25 protein-coding genes are annotated in these 23,295 nt (G+C 49.2%); 24 read left to right on the top strand and 1 reads right to left on the bottom strand.

Features of this window, described 5'->3' with window-relative positions:
- The first annotated feature begins 69 nt into the window (after positions 1-69).
- The 10 genes from SK3146_RS18245 (at position 70) to SK3146_RS18200 (ending at position 10,978) form a co-directional block, all read left to right on the top strand.
- The gene (locus SK3146_RS18245) at positions 70-678 is read left to right on the top strand and encodes a hypothetical protein (RefSeq protein WP_249860175.1); all 609 of its coding nucleotides are present in this window, start codon (positions 70-72) and stop codon (positions 676-678) included.
- Positions 679-765: 87 nt separating this feature from the next.
- The gene (locus SK3146_RS18240; protein WP_249860174.1) at positions 766-1,032 is read left to right on the top strand and encodes an alpha/beta-type small acid-soluble spore protein; all 267 of its coding nucleotides are present in this window, start codon (positions 766-768) and stop codon (positions 1,030-1,032) included.
- Between the two features lie 170 nt (positions 1,033-1,202).
- A complete protein-coding gene (gene metK, locus SK3146_RS18235) occupies positions 1,203-2,408 on the top strand; it encodes a methionine adenosyltransferase (RefSeq protein WP_249860173.1) in 1,206 nt (401 codons plus the stop codon).
- A 243-nt stretch (positions 2,409-2,651) separates the two neighbouring features.
- A complete protein-coding gene (locus tag SK3146_RS18230) occupies positions 2,652-5,267 on the top strand; it encodes a stalk domain-containing protein (RefSeq protein ID WP_249860172.1) in 2,616 nt (871 codons plus the stop codon).
- A gap of 120 nt (positions 5,268-5,387) precedes the next feature.
- Positions 5,388-6,542 carry a sensor histidine kinase gene (locus SK3146_RS18225; RefSeq protein WP_249860171.1) on the top strand — a complete coding sequence of 385 codons (1,155 nt, stop codon included), beginning with the start codon at positions 5,388-5,390 and terminating at the stop codon, positions 6,540-6,542.
- Between the two features lie 3 nt (positions 6,543-6,545).
- Positions 6,546-7,268, top strand: coding sequence for a response regulator (locus SK3146_RS18220; protein WP_249860170.1), 723 nt, complete (start codon positions 6,546-6,548; stop codon positions 7,266-7,268).
- 56 nt (positions 7,269-7,324) lie between these two features.
- Positions 7,325-7,723 (top strand): glycosyltransferase family A protein, encoded by a 399-nt coding sequence (locus tag SK3146_RS18215; RefSeq protein ID WP_249860169.1) that lies wholly within the window; start codon positions 7,325-7,327, stop codon positions 7,721-7,723.
- A gap of 24 nt (positions 7,724-7,747) precedes the next feature.
- On the top strand, positions 7,748-9,670 hold the full coding sequence (locus SK3146_RS18210; RefSeq protein ID WP_249860168.1) for an ATP-dependent helicase ComFA: 1,923 nt from the start codon (positions 7,748-7,750) through the stop codon (positions 9,668-9,670).
- Positions 9,654-10,445, top strand: a complete 792-nt coding sequence (locus tag SK3146_RS18205) for a ComFC family protein (protein ID WP_249860167.1) — start codon at positions 9,654-9,656, stop codon at positions 10,443-10,445. Before SK3146_RS18210 ends, SK3146_RS18205 begins: the two co-directional genes overlap by 17 nt.
- 107 nt (positions 10,446-10,552) lie before the next feature.
- The gene (locus tag SK3146_RS18200; RefSeq protein WP_249860166.1) at positions 10,553-10,978 is read left to right on the top strand and encodes a flagellar protein; all 426 of its coding nucleotides are present in this window, start codon (positions 10,553-10,555) and stop codon (positions 10,976-10,978) included.
- Between the two features lie 122 nt (positions 10,979-11,100).
- On the opposite strand, the gene SK3146_RS18195 is transcribed toward SK3146_RS18200, so the two are convergent.
- Entirely contained in the window at positions 11,101-12,165 is a 1,065-nt protein-coding gene (locus tag SK3146_RS18195; RefSeq protein ID WP_249860165.1) for an RNA-guided endonuclease InsQ/TnpB family protein, read from the bottom strand.
- Between the two features lie 250 nt (positions 12,166-12,415).
- Here SK3146_RS18195 and flgM point away from each other — a divergent pair, with 250 nt between their 5' ends.
- From flgM to hpf, 14 genes are all read left to right on the top strand, one after another.
- Positions 12,416-12,688 carry a flagellar biosynthesis anti-sigma factor FlgM gene (gene flgM / locus SK3146_RS18190; RefSeq protein WP_249860164.1) on the top strand — a complete coding sequence of 91 codons (273 nt, stop codon included), beginning with the start codon at positions 12,416-12,418 and terminating at the stop codon, positions 12,686-12,688.
- Between the two features lie 33 nt (positions 12,689-12,721).
- A complete protein-coding gene (locus tag SK3146_RS18185; protein ID WP_249860163.1) occupies positions 12,722-13,222 on the top strand; it encodes a flagellar protein FlgN in 501 nt (166 codons plus the stop codon).
- 33 nt (positions 13,223-13,255) lie between these two features.
- Positions 13,256-14,863, top strand: coding sequence for a flagellar hook-associated protein FlgK (flgK, locus tag SK3146_RS18180; RefSeq protein WP_249860162.1), 1,608 nt, complete (start codon positions 13,256-13,258; stop codon positions 14,861-14,863).
- A 48-nt stretch (positions 14,864-14,911) separates the two neighbouring features.
- A complete protein-coding gene (gene flgL / locus SK3146_RS18175; RefSeq protein ID WP_249866352.1) occupies positions 14,912-15,820 on the top strand; it encodes a flagellar hook-associated protein FlgL in 909 nt (302 codons plus the stop codon).
- A gap of 12 nt (positions 15,821-15,832) precedes the next feature.
- The gene (locus SK3146_RS18170; protein ID WP_249860161.1) at positions 15,833-16,414 is read left to right on the top strand and encodes a DUF6470 family protein; all 582 of its coding nucleotides are present in this window, start codon (positions 15,833-15,835) and stop codon (positions 16,412-16,414) included.
- Between the two features lie 96 nt (positions 16,415-16,510).
- Entirely contained in the window at positions 16,511-16,948 is a 438-nt protein-coding gene (fliW, locus tag SK3146_RS18165) for a flagellar assembly protein FliW (RefSeq protein ID WP_249860160.1), read from the top strand.
- A 3-nt stretch (positions 16,949-16,951) separates the two neighbouring features.
- The gene (csrA, locus tag SK3146_RS18160) at positions 16,952-17,179 is read left to right on the top strand and encodes a carbon storage regulator CsrA (protein WP_249860159.1); all 228 of its coding nucleotides are present in this window, start codon (positions 16,952-16,954) and stop codon (positions 17,177-17,179) included.
- 165 nt (positions 17,180-17,344) lie between these two features.
- Positions 17,345-19,024, top strand: a complete 1,680-nt coding sequence (locus SK3146_RS18155) for a flagellin N-terminal helical domain-containing protein (protein ID WP_249860158.1) — start codon at positions 17,345-17,347, stop codon at positions 19,022-19,024.
- Positions 19,025-19,177: 153 nt separating this feature from the next.
- Entirely contained in the window at positions 19,178-19,555 is a 378-nt protein-coding gene (gene flaG / locus SK3146_RS18150; protein WP_249860157.1) for a flagellar protein FlaG, read from the top strand.
- A gap of 9 nt (positions 19,556-19,564) precedes the next feature.
- On the top strand, positions 19,565-21,106 hold the full coding sequence (locus SK3146_RS18145) for a flagellar hook-associated protein 2 (protein ID WP_249860156.1): 1,542 nt from the start codon (positions 19,565-19,567) through the stop codon (positions 21,104-21,106).
- Positions 21,107-21,134: 28 nt separating this feature from the next.
- On the top strand, positions 21,135-21,512 hold the full coding sequence (gene fliS, locus SK3146_RS18140; RefSeq protein ID WP_249866351.1) for a flagellar export chaperone FliS: 378 nt from the start codon (positions 21,135-21,137) through the stop codon (positions 21,510-21,512).
- 15 nt (positions 21,513-21,527) lie between these two features.
- On the top strand, positions 21,528-21,902 hold the full coding sequence (locus tag SK3146_RS18135) for a flagellar protein FliT (RefSeq protein ID WP_249860155.1): 375 nt from the start codon (positions 21,528-21,530) through the stop codon (positions 21,900-21,902).
- Between the two features lie 314 nt (positions 21,903-22,216).
- On the top strand, positions 22,217-22,414 hold the full coding sequence (locus SK3146_RS18130) for a cold shock domain-containing protein (RefSeq protein ID WP_239630459.1): 198 nt from the start codon (positions 22,217-22,219) through the stop codon (positions 22,412-22,414).
- 301 nt (positions 22,415-22,715) lie between these two features.
- The gene (hpf, locus tag SK3146_RS18125) at positions 22,716-23,258 is read left to right on the top strand and encodes a ribosome hibernation-promoting factor, HPF/YfiA family (protein WP_249860154.1); all 543 of its coding nucleotides are present in this window, start codon (positions 22,716-22,718) and stop codon (positions 23,256-23,258) included.
- The last annotated feature ends 37 nt before the right edge of the window (positions 23,259-23,295 follow it).

Raw genomic sequence — 23,295 nt, 5'->3', positions numbered from 1 at the left:
GTCTTCTTTTTTTTATTTAACTTAGCTATACTTAACATACATAACAATTTCTATACATAGAGGTGAAACATGAATAAAACACGTACGAAAGTGGCCATAAGCACTTTGCTGTTGTGGGCGGCGACCATTGTCGGTGCTAATGCCGACAGCGGAAGCACATCGGTACAGCCGGGCTCAGTAGATGATCCTGTTATAACAAAGAGTTATTTTGATCAGAACATTAAACAGAAAATTGCGGACGAGCTTTCGAGTCAGTCCATTACCGAAGAGAAAGTACGTCAAATCATTAGTGCGGAGCTTGGAAAAAACGGCTCGGGCTCTACTACGCCCGCTCAGCCAGCTCCTGATGCTTCAACACCTTCCGAATCAAATGGGGGCTCAGAATTACAGGTTATTAAGCTTGAGCAAGGACAAATCTTATACGGCGGAGACGGAGCAGAAATCATTGTCCGTACCGGTAAAGTAACGGTAGTCAGCTCTGACGATAATGGGATTGCAGATGTAACTTCAGGTAAGGACATTGCAGCCGGCGCTGCGATAGAAAATAACCATTTGCTTATCATTCCAAGGGAAGGGCGCGGCATTAAGCCCGATCCGAAACAAAAGCAAGATATTTATGTTATGGTTCGCGGCAGCTACGTTTTGACCGATGCGAACGGAACGAAGATTACATCATAAATTTTACCCTTATTGACAACCGTTTATACGTTTGCCTCCAAAGCGCAAGGACATACTATCGTTACATCACATTTGGAGGTGGATTTTATGGCTAAAGCGAATAAAGTGGTACCTGAAAGTAAACAAGCATTGGATCAGTTGAAGTATGAAATTGCTGCTGAACTTGGACTTCCTGTAGGCAAATCCATGGCTAATGCTAACGTTGAATTTGCCACAGAGCTCGGCGCTATTCCATCGGGATCGGTAAAGGAAGATTACTGGGGACATATCGCTTCCCGCGATGCCGGTGCCGTAGGCGGGGCCATAACAAGCCGCTTAATCCGTAAGGCAGAAGAGATGATGTTGAACCTGTAAGCGGATTGTTAATTTTTTGGGAACTCATGCAATATTATTGACAGTACTCGACAAATCCAGTAACATAACTACAAGAAGGTATGAATGAAACCTTTTCCTACGGGAAAAGGTTGATTTTTTGTATGTGTACTTTTTTATTAATGAATACTAGTTAGTAGGAGGTTGATTATATGTCTATTCCACGCGGTCGACGCCTATTCACATCGGAGTCGGTAACGGAAGGTCATCCGGATAAAATTTGCGACCAAATTTCCGATGCAGTTTTGGATGCGTTTCTTAAGAACGATCCCAACGCACGTGTAGCTTGCGAAGTTTCCGTTGCAACAGGCTTGGTATTGGTTATCGGTGAGATTACGAGCCAATCCGAATATGTGGACATTCAATCCATCGCACGTCAAACGATTCAAGATATCGGCTATACACGCGCCAAATTCGGATTTGATTCGAAAACTTGCGCTGTGCTCGTTTCCTTGAATGAACAATCGCCTGACATTGCGCAAGGGGTTAACAAAGCTCTGGAAGCACGCGAAGGGCAAATGACCGATGAAGAGATCGAAGCCATCGGCGCCGGTGACCAAGGGATGATGTTCGGTTTCGCGGTGAACGAAACGCCGGAATTGATGCCTCTTCCTATCTCAATCTCCCACCAGCTTTCCCGACGTTTGTCCGAGGTTCGTAAAAACGGTACGCTCGCTTATTTGCGTCCTGACGGTAAAACTCAGGTTACTGTTGAATATGATGGCGATACGCCAGTGCGCGTTGATACGATTGTCGTTTCTACGCAGCATAGTGAAGATATATCCTTGGAGCAAATCCAAGCGGACATCAAAGAGCATGTCATTAAACCGATCGTTCCCGAGAAGTTTCTCGATGAGAATACCAAATATTTCATTAACCCGACAGGCCGTTTCGTAATCGGCGGACCTCAAGGCGATGCAGGCTTAACCGGCCGTAAAATCATTGTCGATACGTACGGCGGCTACGCTCGTCACGGCGGCGGCGCATTCTCCGGCAAGGACCCGACAAAAGTTGACCGTTCCGGCGCTTACGCGGCTCGCTACGTAGCTAAAAACGTCGTTGCCGCAGGTCTGGCGGACAAATGCGAAGTTCAGCTTGCTTATGCTATCGGTGTCGCACAACCGGTATCGATTGCGGTCGACACGTTCGGAACGGGCAAAGTGTCGGAAGAGAAGTTGGTTTCCGTCATTCGCAAACATTTCGATCTGCGTCCGGCAGGCATTATCAAGCAGTTGGATCTCCGCAGACCGATCTACAAGCAAACGGCAGCTTACGGTCATTTCGGCCGCACGGATGTCGATCTTCCTTGGGAGCGTACGGACAAAGCCGAGCTTTTGAAGCGCGATGCGCTCGTTTAAATCTTTTTCACCGTATTGGAAAGTGAACGCGGTTGAACGTCTTTGAAACGACATCGATAGACGTTTTTCTCATAGCATTCGATACCAAAGCCTGGTTCTTTTATAGAGCCGGGCTATTTTTGTTCACAAAATGGCGAAACTTGTCCAAATTGTTCACGATTTCGCCTAGTAAAAACGTAACTTTTTCCATGTTAATAGAGTCTAAGTAAGAGGAGAGTGGGAATAGAAGGGAGAAACATAGGTGTGAGTAAGCATAAGGCTTGGATTAAGATGTCCTCTATTGTTTTATCTGCATTCATAGGTTTATCGCCTCTTATTACAACGGCTGAGGTATACGCGGCTTCGGAGCCGACGGTGACGATGACCGGCCAGGAAATTTTGACTTCCGGCGCCGTTATGAAAAAATACGTTTGGAAATCGACTCGCAGCAATAAAGAGATTACGACCAATGGCAATGTAATAGAAGTAGATTTGACGAATCCTAACGTAAAATTGGACGTGATGACAGGGACGAACGATCAATTTACGAAGAAGCAAAGCGTCCTTGGAATGGCTACCGAGACGAAGGCGGTTGCCGGCGTAAACGGCGACTTTTACAATACGCAGGCGGAAGGCGTTCCGATGGGGCCGGAGATCGAGAATGGCAGGCTGATGGCGACGCCGCCTTATTTGCCGGGCTTTTATTCGTTCGCTATCTCCAAGGACAATAAGCCGATCGTCGATTTGTTTACGTTCCAGGGGTCGGTAATGACCAAGGACGGGGCCAAATTCGCATTAGGCGGCATTAACAAAACGTATTATTGGTTCGAGCCCGGCGGAGAGCATAGCCACGTAGATGCCATGTTTATGTACACTAACGCATGGGGCCAATCGGACCGTTCGAACGACGGGGTGACGGTACCGACGGAAGTGCTCGTCCAGAAAGGCATTATTCAGAAAATTGCAGATAACACGACGATCGATATGATCGCTCCGCAGGACGGCTATATTTTACGAGCATCGGGAAAAGCGGCCGACTTTGTCCGGCAGCATATGAAGATCGGAGATCCGCTCAAAGCGGATTACGATATTTTACCGCAGGACTCTACCAAAACGTACGATACGAAAAATTTCAAAATGATGATCGGCGGCCATACCATTTTGGTAGACGGCGGCCAGCCGACCGATTTTTCCCGCGAAGTGGACAGTCTATGCTGCTATCGCTCAAGAACGGCGATCGGTTACTCTCAAGATGAAAAAACGGCTTATATCATTACCGTGGATAATAGCGGGGACAGCAAAGGCTTGAGCATGAAAGAGCTGCAGCAGTTTATGATCAAAGTCGGCGTCTGGAAAGGGATGAACCTGGACGGCGGAGGATCGACTCAGATGGTGGCCCGACCGCTTGGGGAGTTCAATCCGGTGCTTATCAATAAGACGGAGACAGGCATTCAACGTAAGGTCGTTAACGGAGTCGGCGTGTTCTCAACGGCGCCTCAGGGGGATGTTAAGGAGCTGTTCATTCAAGCGCCCGATTTTCTGTTTTTAAACGAACAGGCGCCGCTGAATTTTAAAGGCTACGACGAATACTATAATCCGATCGAATCGGGCAGCGTAACGGCCCAATGGTCTTCAGACAACGGAACGTTCAAGGATAATGTATTCACGCCGACGAAGCTGGGAATAGCCAAAGTAACGGCTGCGTCCGGAAAAGGAAGCCAGTCGGCCGAGATTCCGGTTGTAGGACGGAACGACCTGGCGGGACTTCAGATTGATGCCACCAATATTGCTCTATCGGAAGGCGGTTCTTATAAGCTCCCGGTCATAGCAACGACCAAATCGGGCAAATCTCGCGAAGTGCCCCCGCAGCTCATTGAATGGGAAGTACTCGGCATGAAGGCTGAGGTTAAAGACGGCATCCTTACCGTGAATAGCTTGGCAGACGCCAAACAGCTTCAGCTTATCGCCCGTTATGACGGATACAGCACCATGCTGACGCTTCCGATCGGCAAAGACAGCGTATGGTACGATCTGGACCATAATGCGGTGTTGACGAACTCGGGTTCCAAACCGGAAGAAAGCGTTGCAGCATCCGTTTATATTCGTGAGAGCGCGGCAAAAAACAAATATTTGGAACTGAATTACGATTTTTCTAAAGCTACCGGAGAGAAGTGGGCCTACGCCAATATGGACACAGGCATCCAGATCGAAGGCCAGCCGCAGTTTATTAAGATGAAGGTGGACGGCGATGAAAGCCTGAACTCTCTCCGTACGGAAATTAAAGATAATAGCGGCAAAGTGTACTATGTTGAATTAGCCAAGAACATTAACTGGAAGGGTTGGAAGCAGGTTTCGGCCGATTTGTCCGATCTGGATCTCAAGTTCCCGATTGTTGTGAAGAGCGTATATGTATATAGCGAAAGCGTCGGTCAAGACGAACGCGCTACCGTAGGCAAGATCGGCATCGACGATATTACGTTCACTTACAAAGGCCAGCTCTCCGTGCCGTCGAACAATTCGGTTAAGCTGACGGTGAATAAAACGGCCGTTACGGTCAATAACAAAAATATGACGCTGGAACAGGCTCCCGTAATTGTCAGCGGAAATACGCTGATCCCCATCCGTTTTGTCACGGATGCATTGGGCGGTACCGTACGCTGGGACGATAAAGAGCGCAAGGTTACGGTCATTCGCGGGGACAAGCTGATCGATCTATGGATCGACAATCCGGACCTGCTTGTGAACGGCAAACGGATTACGGCTGAGGTGGCTCCGAAGATTATGAATGACGTTACCGTCGTGCCGCTGCGTATTCTTTCGGAAAATATGGGCTGGAAAGTGACTTGGGATGAAAAGACGAAGCAGATCACATTGCAATAATTAGTTCCTATCTCCTCTTACAATCGACTATAAATATGGTACTATATTGCTAGGAGCCTGTCCGACAATCGGGTCGCACAGGCTCCTCATTTGGGAATTGTTGAAGAAGGAGCCCGACGTATGCAAGTGGACGCTTTAGACCGCATTATCAAAAATGCGATTGACGTCATGGAGAGCAGCAAATATCAGATCTTTGAAATTTGCGAAAATGTACGGTCAGAGCGCAATGCGCTGAACAACGAGCTGCAGCAAGTTATCGACGAAACGACTAAGACTATCGACATGGTCGATCATATTGAAATGGAATATCGGCGGGCGCGCATTCGGTTAACCGAGGTTAGCCGTGATTTTAAACGCTTTAAAGAGGATGACATTCGCACAGCCTATGAATTTGCCACCCAGATGCAAACCCAGCTCGCGATGTACAGGGAGAAAGAGCTTCACCTGAAGGCGAGAAGAGATGATCTGCAAAAAAGGATTAAAAATGTCGATAAACAATTGGAGAGGGCTGAAGCGGTCGTATCCCAGGTGAATGTAGTGCTGGAGTACCTGTCCGGCGATTTGAACCAGGTGACCCGCTTATTGGAATCGGCTAAAAACCGGCAGCTGCTCGGCTTGAAAATTATTTTGGCTCAAGAAGAAGAGCGCAAACGGATTGCCCGGGAAATACATGACGGGTTGGCGCAAACGATGGCTAACGTTGTGCTCCGGACCGAAATCGCCGAACGAATGTTAACCAAGCAGGCCTATACGTCCGTAAAAGAAGAGCTTGTCGATCTGAAAGGTCAGGTCCGCGGCGGGATTGAAGAAGTTCGTAAAATCATATTCAATCTGCGGCCGATGGCGCTTGACGATCTGGGTGTTATTCCCGCTTTGCGCAAATTTGTGCAGGATTTTGAAGAAAAATCGCGGATTCGAACGCAGTTTGAATTCACCGGCAAAGATGCGAGGCTTCCTTCCGGAATGGAAGTAGCCATTTACCGGCTTGTTCAAGAGGCGTTCTCCAATGTAGTCAAGCACGCTCAAGCATCTCATGTGATGCTGGAGGTCACCTACCAGAAGCAAATGGTGAAAATTGTCGTTACCGACAACGGAGTCGGGTTTACCCTGGACAACATCGACAAGAAAATCGAAAAAGGAAGCCATTACGGCATTATTGGAATGCGCGAAAGAGTAGAACTGCTGGAGGGCCGTATAGAGATGCAGTCCGCCAAGGGGGCAGGAACGAAAATATCGATGCTGATACCCATCAAATTAGATTCGAAGGAGGAATAAATCATGGACATCACGGGAAATGCAAAGCGCAATATCAAGCTTGTTTTGGCGGATGATCATCAGCTGTTTCGCGAAGGGGTCAAACGCATTTTGAATATGGAAAACGATCTGGAGGTCGTTGGGGAGTGCGGCGACGGCATCCAGGTCATTGAGCTGTGCAACGCCCTATCTCCAGACATCGTCTTAATGGACATTAATATGCCGATCGAGAACGGCGTCGTAGCGACGGAGAAGCTCAAGGACATTTTTCCCGATATCAAAGTCATTATATTGTCGATTCATGATGACGAGAGCTATGTGTTCGAAACGCTCCGCAAAGGGGCATCCGGTTATTTGCTGAAGGATATGGAGGCGGAGTCGCTCATCAACGCGATTCGTTCGGTCGTAGCCGGCCATGCGTATATTCACCCTAAAGTAACGGGCAAGCTCATTAATCAGCTGCGTAGAATGACCTATTTGGATGAAGTCGGCGTAGCCGGAAGCGGAATCGCGAAGGAAGCCGGAGTCAAATATGTACATTCCGACAACAGCCCGCTCACAAGGCGGGAAGCGGAAGTGCTGCGTCTTATGGCCGAAGGCAAAAGCAATAAAATGATCGGCGAGTTCTTATATATAAGCGAAAAGACGGTAAAAAACCACGTCAGCAGCATTTTGCAGAAGATGGAAGTCGATGACCGTACCCAAGCGGTAATTATCGCCATCAAAAACGGCTGGGTCACGCTCTAAAACAGGAACCAACCCAATCATTGCGGCATATACTGATCCTAAGGGAGGGAGCCGCGATGATGGTAGGGTTATTGTGGATTTTTGGCTGCTATGGCGCAAGTATTGCCTTGGTGCATTGGTGTTATCGGCGGCACCGGGATACGGGTCGGAATGTCACGCATGTTTTGCTGTTAACGCATAATAATCAAAATCAAGTCGAATGGTACATTCGTTCGCTGCTGTTTTTCTCGCGGCTCAAAGGCCGGGAGGTGCGCGTGACCCTAGCCGACGAAGGATCAACGGACGATACGCTGGCTATCGCCGAACGGTTCCGTTTGGAATACCATTTGGACATTCGCAGGTTCAGCGATCTGGAGTCTTTGGATGATTGGATTCGCGAGCATGAGGAAAAGCAGGTGGTGATCGTTCGGCTTGGTCAACAAGACGGATTGGTAACCGCTTACAAAGCGATATGAATAATCAATAGCTTCGGGGGGAACATGAAGGCTATTTTATATGCGGTGATTAGCGGCGATGCGGTCCGATGGCAAGCATCTTTGGATATTCAGGCAGATATGACGTTATGGTTCGGACGGTATCCGGGTTCGGTACGAATTCGGATGCTGGAGCCGGCCTTTTCATTCGGACAAGCCGTCGTGCTTAGGGACAAGCTGAATGTGCTTCAATGGGCAGGCAAGGGAGGACTTGCGCCCGAGAGGTTTGTGAAAGCGGTGCGGGAGTGTGCCGAAGACACGCTTATCGGCAGAGACACGGTGAACCGGCTGCAGCCGGTCGATTGCAGCTACAGCCAGTGGCTTGCATATCGGCAGGCGCAAGGAGTGACGTTTCGTATCGACAGCGCCGAATTGGACAGGCTGGTTAGTCTCATGCAAGGCCGCAGCCTGCTAATGGATGAGGTGAAGCAGCTAATGGAGCATTATGGCTTATCGAATGCTTCCGCTGAGCCGCTTGCTTATGTACAGACGGCCTACTTGCTCGGGCTGCTCCGGCTGGATCAAGGAATATCGCTGCAGCAGAAACGCAAGCTTCGCTGGTGGGGCGGCAAACCAAGCTACCGCTGCCATCGCTGTGGGGGCGGAGCCGAGCATATGGTGTTTACGGAATGTATGTTTTGCGGAACGTCGTGCCCCTATTGCGAGCAATGCTTAACGATGGGACGATCCCGGTACTGCTCGGTTACGATAAGCTCGGCCGAGGGCCATCATGAACCAAGCGCTGCGGCAAAGGAACTGGCCGCCACCTTAGCAAGCGCGGAGGAACCGCCCTTGGAGGCTTATTTAGCTCCGTGGGGGTTAAGCGAGATTCAGGCGGAAGCGTCGGGCGAAGCGTTGCGATTTTTGAAAGGGAATGAATTACAAACGATCAATAAGAAGACAAATCAGCCTAAACAATTCCTGATTTGGGCGGTTACCGGGGCGGGAAAGACCGAGATGATCTTTCCGATGATCCAGTATACGGCGGCGCAAGGGAGGCGTGTCGTAGTGGCTACACCGAGGCGGGATGTGGTGCTGGAGCTGAAGCCGCGATTGGAGAAGGCGTTCTCGCCTATCCCGGTCGTTACGTTATACGGGGGGAGCGAGCAGCGCTGGGACGCGGCTCCGATCACGATTGCGACAACCCATCAGCTGCTGCGGTTCGAGAGTACATTTGACCTCGTTATCATCGATGAATTGGATGCCTTTCCTTACCACAATAATCCTATGCTTCAATATGCGGCGGAAAAAGTATGCATGCCGGGCGGAGCGACCATTCTGCTGTCCGCAACGCCACCGTTACAGCTGCAAAAAGCGGCGAAGCGCGGCGCGCTGCCTCATGTAAAAGTCACGACCCGGTATCATCGTCATCCGCTGCCGGTTCCTGTGCTGCTTACGATGCCGCCTTTGCGTCAGCAGCTGGAGAAATCCGCGCTAGCGCCGGTGATTAAGCAGAAAATAGAAGCATCCTTACAGCGGGGAGCGCAAGTGTTCGTCTTTGTGCCGAAAATTCATATGGTAGAACCGCTGACGAAACTGCTTAGTTCTTCTTTTCCGCACGTTACAACCCAGGGAACCTCCTCCAAGGACGAACACCGGGGACAGAAGGTCATTGATTTTCGCGGCAGGAATACGCGGATTTTGGTGACGACGACGATATTGGAGCGCGGCGTCACGATCCCCAAATCGGATGTGCTGATTCTCGATGCAGGCGAGCCGATCTTCGATTCCGCCGCTTTGGTGCAAATGGCAGGGAGAGCGGGAAGATCCGCCGACGATCCGGCCGGGCATGTTTATTTTGCCGCGCAAGAGAAGACGCGCGCCCAAGTGGAAGCAGTCCGTCAGATCAAGAGCATGAACGCATTAGCCAGGAAGAAGGGCTATCTGCATGATAAAGGAGAGATCAAGCCTCATGGAAACTCGTCATAGGCTGTCATCCCGAATGCTGCAATGGCTTAAGCGATCGGTTACGCAAGCAGAGAGCCTGCTTTCTTCGAGACAGAGCTCTTGTATCGCTTGCGGCGCTCTATACAGCGGGGCGCGGGAGCTGGCTCTATGCGACGGCTGCGCTGCAGCGGTTCCGTGGATTTTGCAGGTGCAGTGCAGCCGGTGCGGACGCCCGGAGGTATGTACGGATTGCAGCCGGCGGATGGATACGTATTTTGTGCAAAACCGCAGCGCAGTCAGCTACAGCCCTTTGATGAAGGAATGGCTGGCCATGTACAAATACCGCGGTCATGAAAAGCTGCGCGAGCTGCTCGGCCGGATGCTGCTTCACGCGTATCACCTTCACAAGACGGCTGCGTTCCCGGGGAGCCCTTCCAAGGGCGCGCGGGAGTTGATCACTTATGTGCCGTTAAGCGGCGAGCGGAGGCTGGAGCGGGGCTTCAATCAGGCGCAGCAGCTTGCCGAGGACTTGGGCGGCAGCTTGTCCATTCCCGTGATTCCTCTGCTTGTGAGGGTCAGGCATACGGCTAAGCAAAGCTTCAAAACCCGCGGGGATCGGCTGGACGATTTGCAAGGCGTGTTTGCGCTCTTGCCCGAATCGCAAAAAGCGCTGCAAGATCTGCTCCATTTTTCCGATATTACCTTATATATAGTAGATGACGTTTATACGACCGGAAGCACCTTGAATGAGTGCGCAAGAACGGTTAAGGCTGAGCTCCCTAACGTAGCTGTCTACGGAATCGGGTGGGCGCGATGATGGATTTTGTCGGATGTTGGACAAAAATTCAGTGTACAAGCTCGCAGGAGTTGAGATAAACTAATCGTAAGAATATTCCTGTGATCAGTATGGGGGGGAGAGCAGGCATGAGTTTAAATGTAGACAATTGTCCGCGCTGCGGGAAAATTTATGTCAAAAACAACTTCAGTCTATGTGTGAATTGCATCAAAGAGATCGACCAGCAGTACGAGAAATGTTTGAACTATTTGCGAGAAAACCGTTCCTGCTATTTATATGAACTGAGCGAAGCGACGGGCGTCTCTATTAAACAGATTACGAAGTTTATCCGGGAAGGCCGCATTTCAATTGCAAATCATCCTAATATGTCCTACAACTGCGAGGTGTGCAACACCCCGATTCGGGTGCATACGATCTGCGACTCGTGCCGTCAGAAGCTGTCCAAGGAGGCCAGCAACATGCAGGAGGATGAGCAGCGCAAGCAGAAGCTTCAGAAGGAAGCGAACTCTATGTCCTACAATATCCATGACCGTTTGCGCGACCGGCATAACTGACGGTATTATCAAATTTAATGTGACGACTCCCGCTGCTAAAGCAAATGGGCTTCTCGGATCATCGGAACTCGTAACTTCGTCCCTCCTCGAAGGCTCCGTCCGAGCCTGGAGTTGTTGTTTGGTTATAAGACTGACCGCAATGCACGCATCAAAATATTGATCGCGGCATTCACATCACGGTCCAATGTTGTGCCGCAATGAGGGCAGCAATGCACACGTTCGGCTAGCGTTTTGTATACGATTTTGCTACATGTGGAGCAACATTGCGATGTATGACGCGGATCGACACGAACAACGTGACGACCGGCGCTTTCAGCCTTGTACGCCACGAATTGGACGAGTTGACTCCATCCTGCATCCGCAATACTTTTGGCCAACTGATGGTTTTTCAGCATTCCTTGCACATTCAAATCCTCGAAAGCGATGATGTCATAGCTGTTAACAAGAATCCGGCTGATTTGGTGCGCGTAATCTTTACGCTGATTAGCCACACGCTCATGCTGCCTTGCGAGCACCATGACCGTTTTCCACCTGCGCTTTGAGCCGCGCTGCTTCCTGGACACCTCTTTTTGCTGCCGTCTAAGCTTTACCTCGCTGTTTCGCAGATAGTTCGGCGCTGCAAATCGTTGTCCGTCCGAGGTTGCCGCCAAATGCTTGACTCCAAGGTCAACGCCAACACAGTGGTTCGCTTTCGGAAGCGGCTGCGCTTCGACTTCGCAAGATAGGCAAACGTAGTATCGGCTGTTTTTAACGGTGACCGTACACGTTTTCATCGTCCCTTGTGGCTGCCGATGCAGTTTGATTCGTACACTTCCGATCTTGGATAGTTGGATATGCTTACCGCCAAGCGAAAATCCTGTTTGCGGATACGTGAACGAATCATAGCGGCTTTGCGTCTTAAAGCGCGGAAAACCGGCTTTTTCACCGTTCTTTACGCGGCGAAAAAACGATTGGTACGTTTTATCGAGCCGCCTGGCGACATCCTGCAGCACTTGAGAATGGACTTCTTTTAATGATGGAATGTACTGTTTACGATCGCTGAACGTGTTTGCTTGCTGCCTATATGTCAGCGATTTCCCTTCCATTTTGTACGTATGGATTCGTTCATCCAACAAGCGATTATAGAGCAACCGACAGCGTTCAATGGTGAATTGGATTTTATCCTGTTGCTCTGCAGTTGGGTACAAACGGAATTTGTACGTTCTTATCATTGTGTTCACCCCTGTGTCTACTATATCATAAAATGGGAACAAATGATCCCCCTTTTTGGTGCTTTTGGGCGGCTAACGCCACCCTGCGTCCGAAGGTCTTTTATCTGAATGCCTAAAGACATGGATTTTATGACGTATTCTATAAACTTTCTGCATAACTCCACCGATAAATGTAATAACGCTTATTCGGTGGGGTTATTTTATATGATTGAATGAGGTGAGATCGATGAAGATAGATGGTACGAACCGGCTCGGCGGAGTCAATCCTTACGCGAAGTCCCAGGATGCTTATCATGCGGCGGCGTCCGGCAAAACCGGCAAAAAGAAAGATAAAGTAGAAATATCTAGCGAGGCGAAGGAACTATTGGAGACGCAAAATTCGGCGGCAGCGGAGAAGTCCAGAGAGAAAGTGGAAGCTTTGAAGGCATCGGTGGCAAGCGGCACTTATAAAGTCGATGCAAGAGCGCTGGCGGAGAAGCTGTTTCCTTTTATTAAATAATTCCTAACTTTATAGCGAAACAGGTGGACGAGCATGGCATTCGAAGCTTTACTGCAGACAATGACGGCGTTAAACGACATACATGAGAGTTTATTGGAACTGGGTGAACGGAAAAAGCAGGTGCTCATCCTGGGCGACATCGAATCCTTGATGCAGATCGTGTCCAAAGAAAACAAGCTGGTCAAGCAGATTGGAGAACTCGACCAGCAGCGGATCGACGCGATCGGTCAATTTATGATCGAGAAGGGGTACAAGCCGAATCCGAAAGTGACGGTAAGCGATTTGACGAAAATTATTTTTAACGTCGAGGACAAGAAGCTGCTCTTGGGACAGCAGAAGCGGCTGCTCGGAACAATCAACAAGCTTCGCGAAATGAACAAGCTGAATCAGCAGCTGATTGAGCATTCGCTGGCTTTCGTCGATTACTCGCTGGATTTGATCGCGGGCCCTCCCGAGGACGAATACCGCTACCAGCATCCGCAGTCACAGACGTACGGGTCCAAGCGGCCGGGGCTTTTTGATACACGGGCATAAATCATTTGAGGTGTAACGGAGGGGATCAGAGTCATGCGCTCTACTTTCAGCGGATTAGAGATCGCCAAGCGCAGCTTATTTACGCAGCAGGCCGCTTTGACGACGACGGGGCATAATATTGCAAACGCCAACACGCAGGGGTACTCCCGCCAGGTTGTGAACATGGTGGCATCCCGGCCGATTGAATATCCGGGGCTGCAGAACAGCACGGTGCCCGGCCAGATGGGCCAAGGCGTCGAATTTGACAGCATCAAGCGCGTGCGGGAGAAATTCCTGGACAACCAGTACCATAATGAGAACAAGAACTTGGGCGACTGGTCGGTGCGCCAGGATACGCTGGAAAAGCTTGAGGCTATCTTCAACGAACCGTCGGATACCGGGATTCGTCAGACGATCGAGGGCTTCTGGAACGCATGGCAGGAGCTGAGCAAGTCGCCGGAAAATACGACGGCGCGCGTGCTGGTGAAAGAGAAAGCTCTCGCGATGACCGACGCGTTTAACCAAACGTCCCGGCAATTGCAGGATCTCTCCAGCGATTTGACGGAAAATATCGAAGTCAAAGTAAAACAGATCAATCAATATACATCGCAAATCGCCGATTTGAACGAACAGATTTACCGGATCGAAGGCTTGGGCGACGACGCTAACGACCTTCGCGACCAGCGGGATTTGCTGATGGATAACTTGTCTCAGATCGTCAACATTTCCTATACGGAAGAAGATCAGGGCTACAATATAAAAATGGGCAATGTGCAGCTGGTCACCGGCAACACTGTCGATACGACCTTCACTCGCGATACGCTCGAAGCCGCCGCGACGGCCAATAATCTGAACAGCGGCGAAGTGTACGGCATGATTCAGTCGCGCGATAATTACGTCGCCAACTACCAGTTCCAGCTGGACAATATGCTGAAGGTGCTCGTCCAAGGCGACACCAAGGTGACGCTGCCGCAAGGCATGGTCGTGCCGGATGGGACGACGTTGACGGTTGTCAATTCGGACGGTACAACCGAGCAGAGAGCGTATAACGGAACGATTGAACAGAGAACGCTCGGGGCCAATACCGATGTCGTGGTGCAGGGCTTCAATGGGCTTCATCAATTGGGATATTCGGCATCCAGCCCGCTGAAGAGCAACGTGTCGTTCTTTACCTTGAAGCCGGGCACGACGGAGGTCAACGCAGCCAACATTACGGTCAATCCCGCTATCGTCAGCGACGTGTCCAACATCTCCTCCTCGGCCAGAACGTATATCGACACGGACGGCGTGGAGAAGGTGGTCAAAGGGAATAACGATATGGCATTGCTATTGGCCGGCGTTAGAAATACGAAAGTGAACTTTGATCCGAGCACGACAGGCAAGCCTATACTGACTGACGGGACGTTCGATGAATTTTTCCGGTCCATTGTCGGCGAGCTGGGCGTTCAGAGCCAGGAAGCGGCCCGTCAGGCGACGAATCAGAAAATTCTCGTAGACCAGGTCGATTCGAGAAGGCAATCGGTCAGCGGCGTCTCTCTGGATGAAGAGATGGCCAATATGATTAAATTCCAGCATGCCTATAATGCCGCGGCCAGAGCGCTCACGACCTTCGACGAATGTCTGGATAAGGTGATCAACAGCATGGGTACGGTAGGACGCTAAACCGAAGGCGCTTCATACTAAGGAAGTAGGTGACGATATACAATGACGATGAGAGTAACGCAGGGGATGCTTAATAACCAGCTGCTGCGCAATATTAATACGAACTTGAACCGGATGAACGAACACCAGAATCAGCTTTCGACGGGGCGTAAAATCAACAAGCCTTCGGATGATCCGGTCGGCATCAGCTTCTCGCTGCGCTATCGCAGCGAAGTGTCGGCGAACGATCAGTATGAAAGCAATGTCGATGCCGCGATTTCCTGGCTCGATTATACCGATTCGATGCTGGGCCAAGCGAACAGCGTCATTCAGCGCGTGCGGGAGCTTGCGGTGCAAGGCGCCAACGATACGAATCCGCAGCAGGCGCTGGATTCCATCAAGAGTGAGGTCGACCAGTTATATTCTCAGATGGTCACGGTCGGGAACAGCCAGTTCAACGGCAAATATGTGTTCAATGGTCAAATGACGGATAAGGCGCCGTATACGGAAGCGACGGCCGCTACGGATAAGGTCGATACGTCGGATATTAACTTTGAGATCGGGACAGGCGTTCGCATCTCTGCGAATATTCCGGGGAATCAAGTATTCGGCGATGCCGACGATCCCGCTAATCCCGGTACGAACGACAACATTTTCAAAGTGCTGCAGGATTTGTCGACCGCGCTTGGCAGCGGAGATACGGCAGGGGTCAGCGCCATTATCGGCCGGATCGATACGCAAAACGATAAATTTCTGCAAGCTCGCGCGGACATTGGGGCAAGAACGAACCGCATTGAGCTGGCGCAGTCCCGGTTGGAGGATATCAGCGTGAACCTGCAATCCCTCCAATCGAAAACCGAGGACGCGGATATGTCCGGAGTGATCACGAATCTGAAGACGGATGAGAACGTCTATCAGGCTTCCCTATCCGTCGGCGCCAAAATTATTAGCGCAAGCTTAGTCGATTTCTTGCGCTAGGAGGGGGCTAAGATGAGTATCTCCCCGGTTCCGCAGCTTCAGATCAGACAGCAATATGCGCAGATCGGTATCGATGCTGACATGGGACAGTGGGATATCGAGCAGCCCCGAGCGACCCAAGAGCTGACGACGACCCCGTCCAGGCTCGACATGCACACCCAGCCGGGGCAGTTGTCCATAGATAACAGCAAATGGCATGATGCGTTGGGATTCGGGCCGAGTCTGGAGGCGTTCAGCCGGATTTATTCGGAATGCAAAAATATCGCTCTGCAAGGGATCGCCAAAATTGTCGAGGATGGCAACCGGATGGCGGCGATACAGACGGGTGAAAATGCATTCTCCGCGTTGGCCAAGGAGAGCACGAAGGACATCGATTTCTACGAATACATGTATATGGGGGATGCGTCGCTGGATAATATAGATATGAGCTATCAGCCCGCGAAGGTAGATATTCAATACACGCCTGCTCATGTCGAACACCATGTGACGGTGAACCCGCCGAAAATTCATTACCAGCGGGGAAAGCTGGATATTTATATGAAGCAATATGCTTCGGTGGAATTTATCCCGCCCTCGATCGACACGAAAAGGTAATAACTATATCATGAAGCTATAGCTGCTTAACGGCTATAGCTCGTTTTGTATTTATCAAAAGAAAGGACGTTGTGATCAATGCTGCTAGAAACTGCCATGTTGGGGCAAATTGGCTATGAAGAAGAGGATATTGTTACGTTTGCTAATGGCATCCCGGGATTCGAAGGATGCCGTCAATATATTGTCATCCGACAGGATGCGGAGGAGCCCATCGCTTATTTGCAATCGGTGGAGGAAGCGCGGCTTCATTTTCTGATGATCGACCCGTTCTATGTATGTAAAAAATATGAGTTTAAACTCGAAGAAGCGGACTTGGCCGAGCTGGAGATAGGTTCCGAAGAGCAGGTTCAAGTATGGTCGATTGTCACGGCCCATGAGGATGTGCAGGAGACGACGCTCAACCTGCTGGCGCCGATAATTATTAATCAGTACACAAGGAAGGGGAAACAAATTATTCTGCATAGCTCCCCTTACCGGACGAAGCATAAATTATCCGAGATGATGGCCGCGGTCGGCGGCAGCGGGGGGGCGTAGTCGATGCTCGTACTTTCGAGAAAACCGGGGGAATCGATCATGATCGGAGATCAGATCGAGATTATAGTGCTTGGCACCGAGGGAGATGCGGTGAAGATCGGCGTCGCGGCACCCAAGCAGCAGCAAATATTGCGTAAGGAGATCTACTCGGCTCTGAAGGAATCGAATGAAGAAGCGTCGGGTGCCGTCGCTAATTTGGAAACATTGAAGAAGTTGTTGAAAAAATTGTAAGATCCTCGCGAAAAAAATCAAAATTGCTATAAACTTTAGCCCGGTCTAGTTCGATATATATAGTAGAGCGAGAAGGAGGATAGGGCGGCCGACCTAGCTCCTCCTCTTCTCATAATAAGCTGCTCCACAAGGATGTGGGGTTACGAACTTCAAGGAGGAAGAAACATGATTATCAACCACAATATTGCGGCGCTCAACACACACCGCCAATTGTCCATCAACACAGCTAACACGAACAAAAACATCGAGAAATTGTCTTCCGGTCTTCGCATCAACCGCGCTGGCGACGATGCTGCAGGTCTGGCAATCTCCGAAAAAATGCGCGGCCAAATCCGCGGTTTGGACCAAGCTAGCCGCAACGCTCAAGACGGCATCTCTTTGATCCAAACAGCTGAGGGCGCATTGAACGAAACTCACAGCATCTTGCAACGTATGCGCGAATTGGCTACTCAATCCGCGAACGGAACGAACACGGATACTGACCGTAACGCACTGCAAGACGAAATGAACCAATTGACTTCTGAAATCAACCGTATCGGCAATACGACTGAGTTCAATACTCAAAAGTTGTTGAACGGCGGTATTGGTTCTGCTGACGGTGCTAAGATTTCTAAAGCTACTAGTGCTAAGCTTACTTCAGACACAGCTGTTACTGCTCCATCTATTGCAGGAGGAAAAATTACAGTTGACGGCACAACTTTTGATCTAACTGGTGTAGATCTAAGTGATGGTGCAACAACCCCAGCTTTTAATGGAGCTAATGCTGTAGCAAACTTAGGAAATGTAACAGCTGGTGGAGTTAAGCTTTCTGATTTGGTTGATATAACTGAGTCAGGTGGGATTTTTACATTTACTGCAAAGTCTTCTGGAGCAACTAGCAATATAGAATTTGATTCGGCTGGTGCTACTGCTCTTGGAATCACAGGAACAAATCCCAAATCGAATACAGGGTTGCCAACAACTGTCGAACGACATGGTATTGAAGGCGGAACAGCATTAGGTGATGGTGGTACTTCTAACACTATTACCGCAAACTCTACTTTTAAAGTAACTGTAGGTAGCGAAAGTGCAGTAACTGTTACTTTAAAAGAAGGAAAAACGTATGACACTGCAAACGCTGATACCAATGTTGCAAAAGCAGCCGCACAAGATTTGATTAAAGATTTGAATGCTGCATTACAAGAAGCAGGGCTTTCAGATAAAGTAACTGCTTCACTTTCTGCAGATAATAAAGTTCAGTTTATTTCAGAAACCGGCAAGGATATTAAACTTGAAGAAGGAACTGGAGCAGTATTGAACGCTATTGGCGTTGATGCTGCTAATGATACGGTTGGAAATATCGAACAAGTCGTGGGACCTGGTGCACAAGGTTCTGGCTTCTCCACTAAATTCCAAATCGGTGCGAACTCTGGTCAATCGATGTCCTTGACAATCGGCGACATGCGTTCCGCAGCTCTTGGAATCACCGGTAATGCTGGTCAAGCTGGCTTTACTAAAGAAAATACGGTTACTAATGGCACTAACGATGTAAAAGCTGAAGCAGCTCTTGACATTTCCACTAAAGAAGGCGCTTCTGCTGCAATCAAAGTGCTTGATAGCGCAATTAATAAAGTATCCAGCGAGCGTTCCAAACTGGGTGCTGTTCAAAACCGTTTGGAGCATACGATCAACAACTTGGGAACTTCCTCCGAGAACTTGACGGCTGCTGAATCCCGTATCCGTGACGTTGATATGGCGAAAGAAATGATGGAGCAAACGAAAAACAATATCTTGGCTCAAGCTGCACAAGCTATGTTGGCGCAAGCGAACCAACAACCGCAAGGCGTTCTTCAATTGCTTCGTTAATCTTAACGGTTTACAAGAAGATCCTAGATTCCCTAGGATCTTTTTGTTTTCTTTAGAAGAAAACTAGATTAATTCTTATTTTTCACATTCCCCCTAAACTAAACCTCTCTTCCTTCCGATACTAATAGTAATAGATGCCAAGTGGAGGTCGGTATGATGGACATTTCGCTCAAGAATTCGGCAGGAGGAACGACGCCTCAATCCTATCCTGCATTCCCTAGCACGGCTAAGACCGCGGGTGACCGCGGCGAGATCAAGATGGTAGAGGCTACGGAAACATCGGCGGCGGCATTGGATAAAGAAGCGGCCAAGCAAGAATTGATGAAATCCGTCGATGCATTGAACAAGCTGATGCAGCCGAATAATACGCACTTAAGCTTCGTTCTTCATGAGAAATTGCATGAATACTACGTGCAAATTGTCGACAATAAGACGGAGGAAGTCGTAAAGGAAATTCCGTCCAAAAAGATTCTCGACATGGTTGCTGAGATGAAAAGCAAAATCGGATTACTAATCGATGAGAAAAGGTAGGTGGATTGAATGGCTAGTACGACAAGTTCAACCTCCATTCGCATGAGCGGATTGGTCTCCGGTCTGGATACGGATTCGATCGTCAAAAACTTGATGAAGGCGGAGAGCGCTCCGTTAAATAAGCTGTTACAAAAGAAACAAACCGAAGAATGGCAGCGCGACCAGTATAGAGAGATGAACGCTCTTTTATTGGATTTGAGAAGCGCTACTTCAAATATGAAGCTGCAAGGGACGTTTCAGAAAAAAGTAATGGCTTCCGATAACGACTCGATCGCTACGGCGAAGCAAAAGGGATTTCCTTCCGCTTCTACTTATAATGTAAATGTGAAGACTCTACCCAAAGCGGCAGAAGCCGCTTCTGTTAAGTTTACTACTAAAATGACCGGCGATACCATGGGGCAGGACTTTTCCTTTACCATAAGTCCGGTAGATGCGAGCGATGCCGATAGTGCTAGTAAATCTGTCAAGATCCAAGTCAGCGCCAGCGATACGATGAACGATGTCATTGCCAAAATTAACGCGGCTTCGTCCACGACGGGGATTAAAGCGAACTATCTTGCGGATGATAAATCGATTACTTTGACAACGGCAGCGGCCGGAGATACCGCCGCTGTATTTATTGATACGGACGATGCTGCAGCTACCAGTCTCTTAGGCATGACGAAGGGGAATACCAACACGGGTTGGGGATCAAGCTCGACTGCTGCATACAAGAAAAGTGCAGCTGCTGAACCCGGCAGCGTTGAAATCAACGGTATCCCTTACAGTGTCGCAAGTTCGACCTTTACATTCGACGGCGTAGAGTTTAACCTTAAAAACACCGGCAGCACAAAGATTGATGTGAAGCAGGATGAAGACGCTATTTTCAATGCTATTAAAACGTATGTAGACAAGTACAATGACGTCATAGATAAGCTAAACAGCAAGATCAGCGAAACCAAGTATAGAGATTATCAGCCTCTCTTGGATGAAGAGAAACAAGCGATGACCGACAAGCAGGTCGAGCAGTGGGAAGATAAGGCTAAGAGCGGCCTGCTAAAGCAGGACCCGATCCTCTCCGGTCTGCTTTCGCAAATGCGTACGGCGCTGAGCTCCGACGTCGCTGGGACGGGTGACGACAAGCATAATAACTTGAGCGAAATCGGGATTACGACGGGCTCCTACTATGAGAACGGTAAGCTGTATATCGACGAAACGAAGCTGCGCCAGGCGATATCCGAGAACGGTACGGCCGTGATGGATCTGTTTACAAAAACAAGCACGTCCACGGATTCTGCAACTAAATATAGTGAAAGCGGACTGGCGCAGCGGCTATACGATCAGATTAATAATGCCATGACCAAGATCACGGATAAAGCGGGGAGCGCCGCTGCGTTAACGGATAATAGCGTGCTAGGCAAGGACCTGACGAGTATTGCCAAACAGATTTCAGACTGGCAGGCACGGCTGCAGGATATCGAGGACCGGTACTGGAAGAAGTTTACCGCGATGGAGACGGCAATGAGCAAGGCAAATTCACAAAGCAGTTGGCTGACGCAACAGTTAGGATAAGCGAGCTAAGAAATATAAGGGGCGATCAATCATGATTACAGCTGCTCAGAAATATCAAAACAATCAAGTGACTACGGCGACTCCTGGAGAATTGACTCTCATGCTCTACAACGGGGCAATCAAGTTTATTAAGCAGGCCAGGTCGTCTCTGGCGGAGAAACAATGGGAGAAGGCGAACCAGTCGAGTCTGCGCGTACAGGATATTATTAGCGAGCTTATGATTACGTTAGACCGCTCTTACCCCATCTCGGAGCAGTTAATGCTAATGTACGATTATATGAACCGCCGGATGATAGAAGCTAATATCCAAAAGGACGAATCGATTCTGGATGAGGTGGAAGGGCTGTTCGTACAGTTCCGGGACACTTGGAAGGAAGCTATTCTTTTATCCAAACAAAAAGCGTAGAAGGAGAGGAGACTTTTGACCGCAACTTTTGCCTCTCCGGATACATTGTTGAATGAATTGCTGGAATGCACTTTGCAGCTGCAGAAACGATTGTTGGAGGATGCCGAACCGGAGGAATGGAACGATCTCCTGGAGCATCGCCAGAGTGTCATAGAGCGTCTTGACGAGCTGCTTGGAGCGGGAATCGCCTTGTCGGAGGAACAGAAGATTCGCTACCTTCAACCGGCGGCTGAGGCCGACAGGAACATTTTGTCTATGATGACCCGTAAGAAAATGAAGCTGGGGGCTGACATGGCCAATCTGCAAAAGAGCAAGACGGTACATGATCAGTATGGCGGATACGGCAGCTCGCCTTCTGCGTATGGTGCATTTTTTGATAAACGCAAATGAATAAGGCGTAAGTTTCGCCAAAAAGAAATGAAAAATCCCTCTTGTGAATAAAACGAGAGGGATTTTTGTAGTTTTGCACAAAACATGTGGACAATGTGCATAACTTTGTGGATAAGTCGGTGGAAAATGTCGAAAAACCGCGCAGCCATGCGGTTTTTCTTTGTGCATACATTATTAACGGGATGTTAATACTCGAATTTTCAAAATATTTCGCTAACATGCGTGGATATAATTGACATCCGAGAGGGAGGGGTGATATATTCGAATTGTGAGTACGCTCTCACAGTTATTTGATAATGAAGGGAATGTTTTACATGCAAGGTAAAGTGAAATGGTTTAACGCAGAAAAAGGATACGGTTTCATTGAGCGTGAAGACGGCGGAGACGTATTTGTGCACTTCTCGGCCATTCAAACCGAAGGATTCAAAACGCTGGAAGAAGGCCAAGCGGTTGAATTCGATATCGTGGAAGGCGCACGCGGTCCACAAGCGGCTAACGTTATCAAGCTATAATCATCCGGTCCCAAGCGGCCTTGCATAGATGGTTATCGATTACAATTAGCAGCGACGGCACCTTGGAGAGATCCAAGGTGTTTTTTTGTATTCAGAAGTTCCTGGCAGCCATGAAGGATTAATGGAAAACAAAGCGGCTGGACAAGAGTGCCAACAGCGGGCAGCCCGCGAGTGCCGTGGCATTTGTCACAACTTCACTAAATTGTTAGAAAATTTTGAAAAATTGTCGAGAAACATGAAGGATTTTTGAAGGTCGATGTGGAATATAGTATACTAGGTATATGAAAGGAGGAGAAGTACAATGAAATTCAACATTCGCGGAGAACGCATCGAGGTTACCGAGGCATTAAAAGAATATGTTGAGAAAAAGCTGAGCAAGCTGGAAAGGTACTTTGAAGCTCCCCCTACAACCGAAGCTTACGTCACTTTAAATGTGGTGAAAGGCTTGCAATCCGTCGAGGTGACGATCCCGCTGACCGGCGTCATGCTGAGAGCGGAGGAAAAAAGCAACGATATGTACGCATCCATCGACCTTGTGATCGATAAACTGGAGCGGCAAATCCGCAAACATAAAACAAGGGTGAACCGCAAGATCCGTCAAGAAGGCGGAGTCAAGGATATGTTCAGAACGGACACGCCGTCACTGGCCGAGGATGAGGACGATTACGAGCTGGTGAGAACCAAACAGTTTATGCTGAAGCCGATGGATATCGACGAAGCGATCCTTCAAATGAATATGGTTGGCCACAGCTTCTTTGTATTCGCTAACTCGAATACGGAGCAGGTCAATGTAGTATATAAACGCAACGACGGTAAATACGGCCTGATCGAGCCGGCCAGATAATGGACGAATATCCGGGAGCTTGCCTGAAAAGGCAGGC

It is taken from the genome of Paenibacillus konkukensis (genome assembly GCF_023523925.1).
In the GTDB taxonomy this organism is placed as follows: domain Bacteria; phylum Bacillota; class Bacilli; order Paenibacillales; family NBRC-103111; genus Paenibacillus_S; species Paenibacillus_S doosanensis.
Note: the sequence above shows the minus strand (reverse complement) of the source record. Positions and strands in the feature narration are given on the sequence as shown.

Excerpts from the sequence above, each read along its gene's own strand:
- SK3146_RS18245 (WP_249860175.1), top strand. The coding sequence starts at position 70 with ATGAATAAAACACGTACGAAAGTGGCCATAAGCACTTTGCTGTTGTGG.
- SK3146_RS18240 (WP_249860174.1), top strand. The coding sequence starts at position 766 with ATGGCTAAAGCGAATAAAGTGGTACCTGAAAGTAAACAAGCATTGGAT.
- metK (WP_249860173.1), top strand. The coding sequence starts at position 1,203 with ATGTCTATTCCACGCGGTCGACGCCTATTCACATCGGAGTCGGTAACG.
- SK3146_RS18225 (WP_249860171.1), top strand. The coding sequence starts at position 5,388 with ATGCAAGTGGACGCTTTAGACCGCATTATCAAAAATGCGATTGACGTC.
- SK3146_RS18220 (WP_249860170.1), top strand. The coding sequence starts at position 6,546 with ATGGACATCACGGGAAATGCAAAGCGCAATATCAAGCTTGTTTTGGCG.
- SK3146_RS18215 (WP_249860169.1), top strand. The coding sequence starts at position 7,325 with ATGATGGTAGGGTTATTGTGGATTTTTGGCTGCTATGGCGCAAGTATT.
- SK3146_RS18210 (WP_249860168.1), top strand. The coding sequence starts at position 7,748 with ATGAAGGCTATTTTATATGCGGTGATTAGCGGCGATGCGGTCCGATGG.
- SK3146_RS18205 (WP_249860167.1), top strand. The coding sequence starts at position 9,654 with ATGGAAACTCGTCATAGGCTGTCATCCCGAATGCTGCAATGGCTTAAG.
- SK3146_RS18200 (WP_249860166.1), top strand. The coding sequence starts at position 10,553 with ATGAGTTTAAATGTAGACAATTGTCCGCGCTGCGGGAAAATTTATGTC.
- flgM (WP_249860164.1), top strand. The coding sequence starts at position 12,416 with ATGAAGATAGATGGTACGAACCGGCTCGGCGGAGTCAATCCTTACGCG.
- SK3146_RS18185 (WP_249860163.1), top strand. The coding sequence starts at position 12,722 with ATGGCATTCGAAGCTTTACTGCAGACAATGACGGCGTTAAACGACATA.
- flgK (WP_249860162.1), top strand. The coding sequence starts at position 13,256 with ATGCGCTCTACTTTCAGCGGATTAGAGATCGCCAAGCGCAGCTTATTT.
- flgL (WP_249866352.1), top strand. The coding sequence starts at position 14,912 with ATGAGAGTAACGCAGGGGATGCTTAATAACCAGCTGCTGCGCAATATT.
- SK3146_RS18170 (WP_249860161.1), top strand. The coding sequence starts at position 15,833 with ATGAGTATCTCCCCGGTTCCGCAGCTTCAGATCAGACAGCAATATGCG.
- fliW (WP_249860160.1), top strand. The coding sequence starts at position 16,511 with ATGTTGGGGCAAATTGGCTATGAAGAAGAGGATATTGTTACGTTTGCT.
- csrA (WP_249860159.1), top strand. The coding sequence starts at position 16,952 with ATGCTCGTACTTTCGAGAAAACCGGGGGAATCGATCATGATCGGAGAT.
- SK3146_RS18155 (WP_249860158.1), top strand. The coding sequence starts at position 17,345 with ATGATTATCAACCACAATATTGCGGCGCTCAACACACACCGCCAATTG.
- flaG (WP_249860157.1), top strand. The coding sequence starts at position 19,178 with ATGATGGACATTTCGCTCAAGAATTCGGCAGGAGGAACGACGCCTCAA.
- SK3146_RS18145 (WP_249860156.1), top strand. The coding sequence starts at position 19,565 with ATGGCTAGTACGACAAGTTCAACCTCCATTCGCATGAGCGGATTGGTC.
- SK3146_RS18130 (WP_239630459.1), top strand. The coding sequence starts at position 22,217 with ATGCAAGGTAAAGTGAAATGGTTTAACGCAGAAAAAGGATACGGTTTC.
- hpf (WP_249860154.1), top strand. The coding sequence starts at position 22,716 with ATGAAATTCAACATTCGCGGAGAACGCATCGAGGTTACCGAGGCATTA.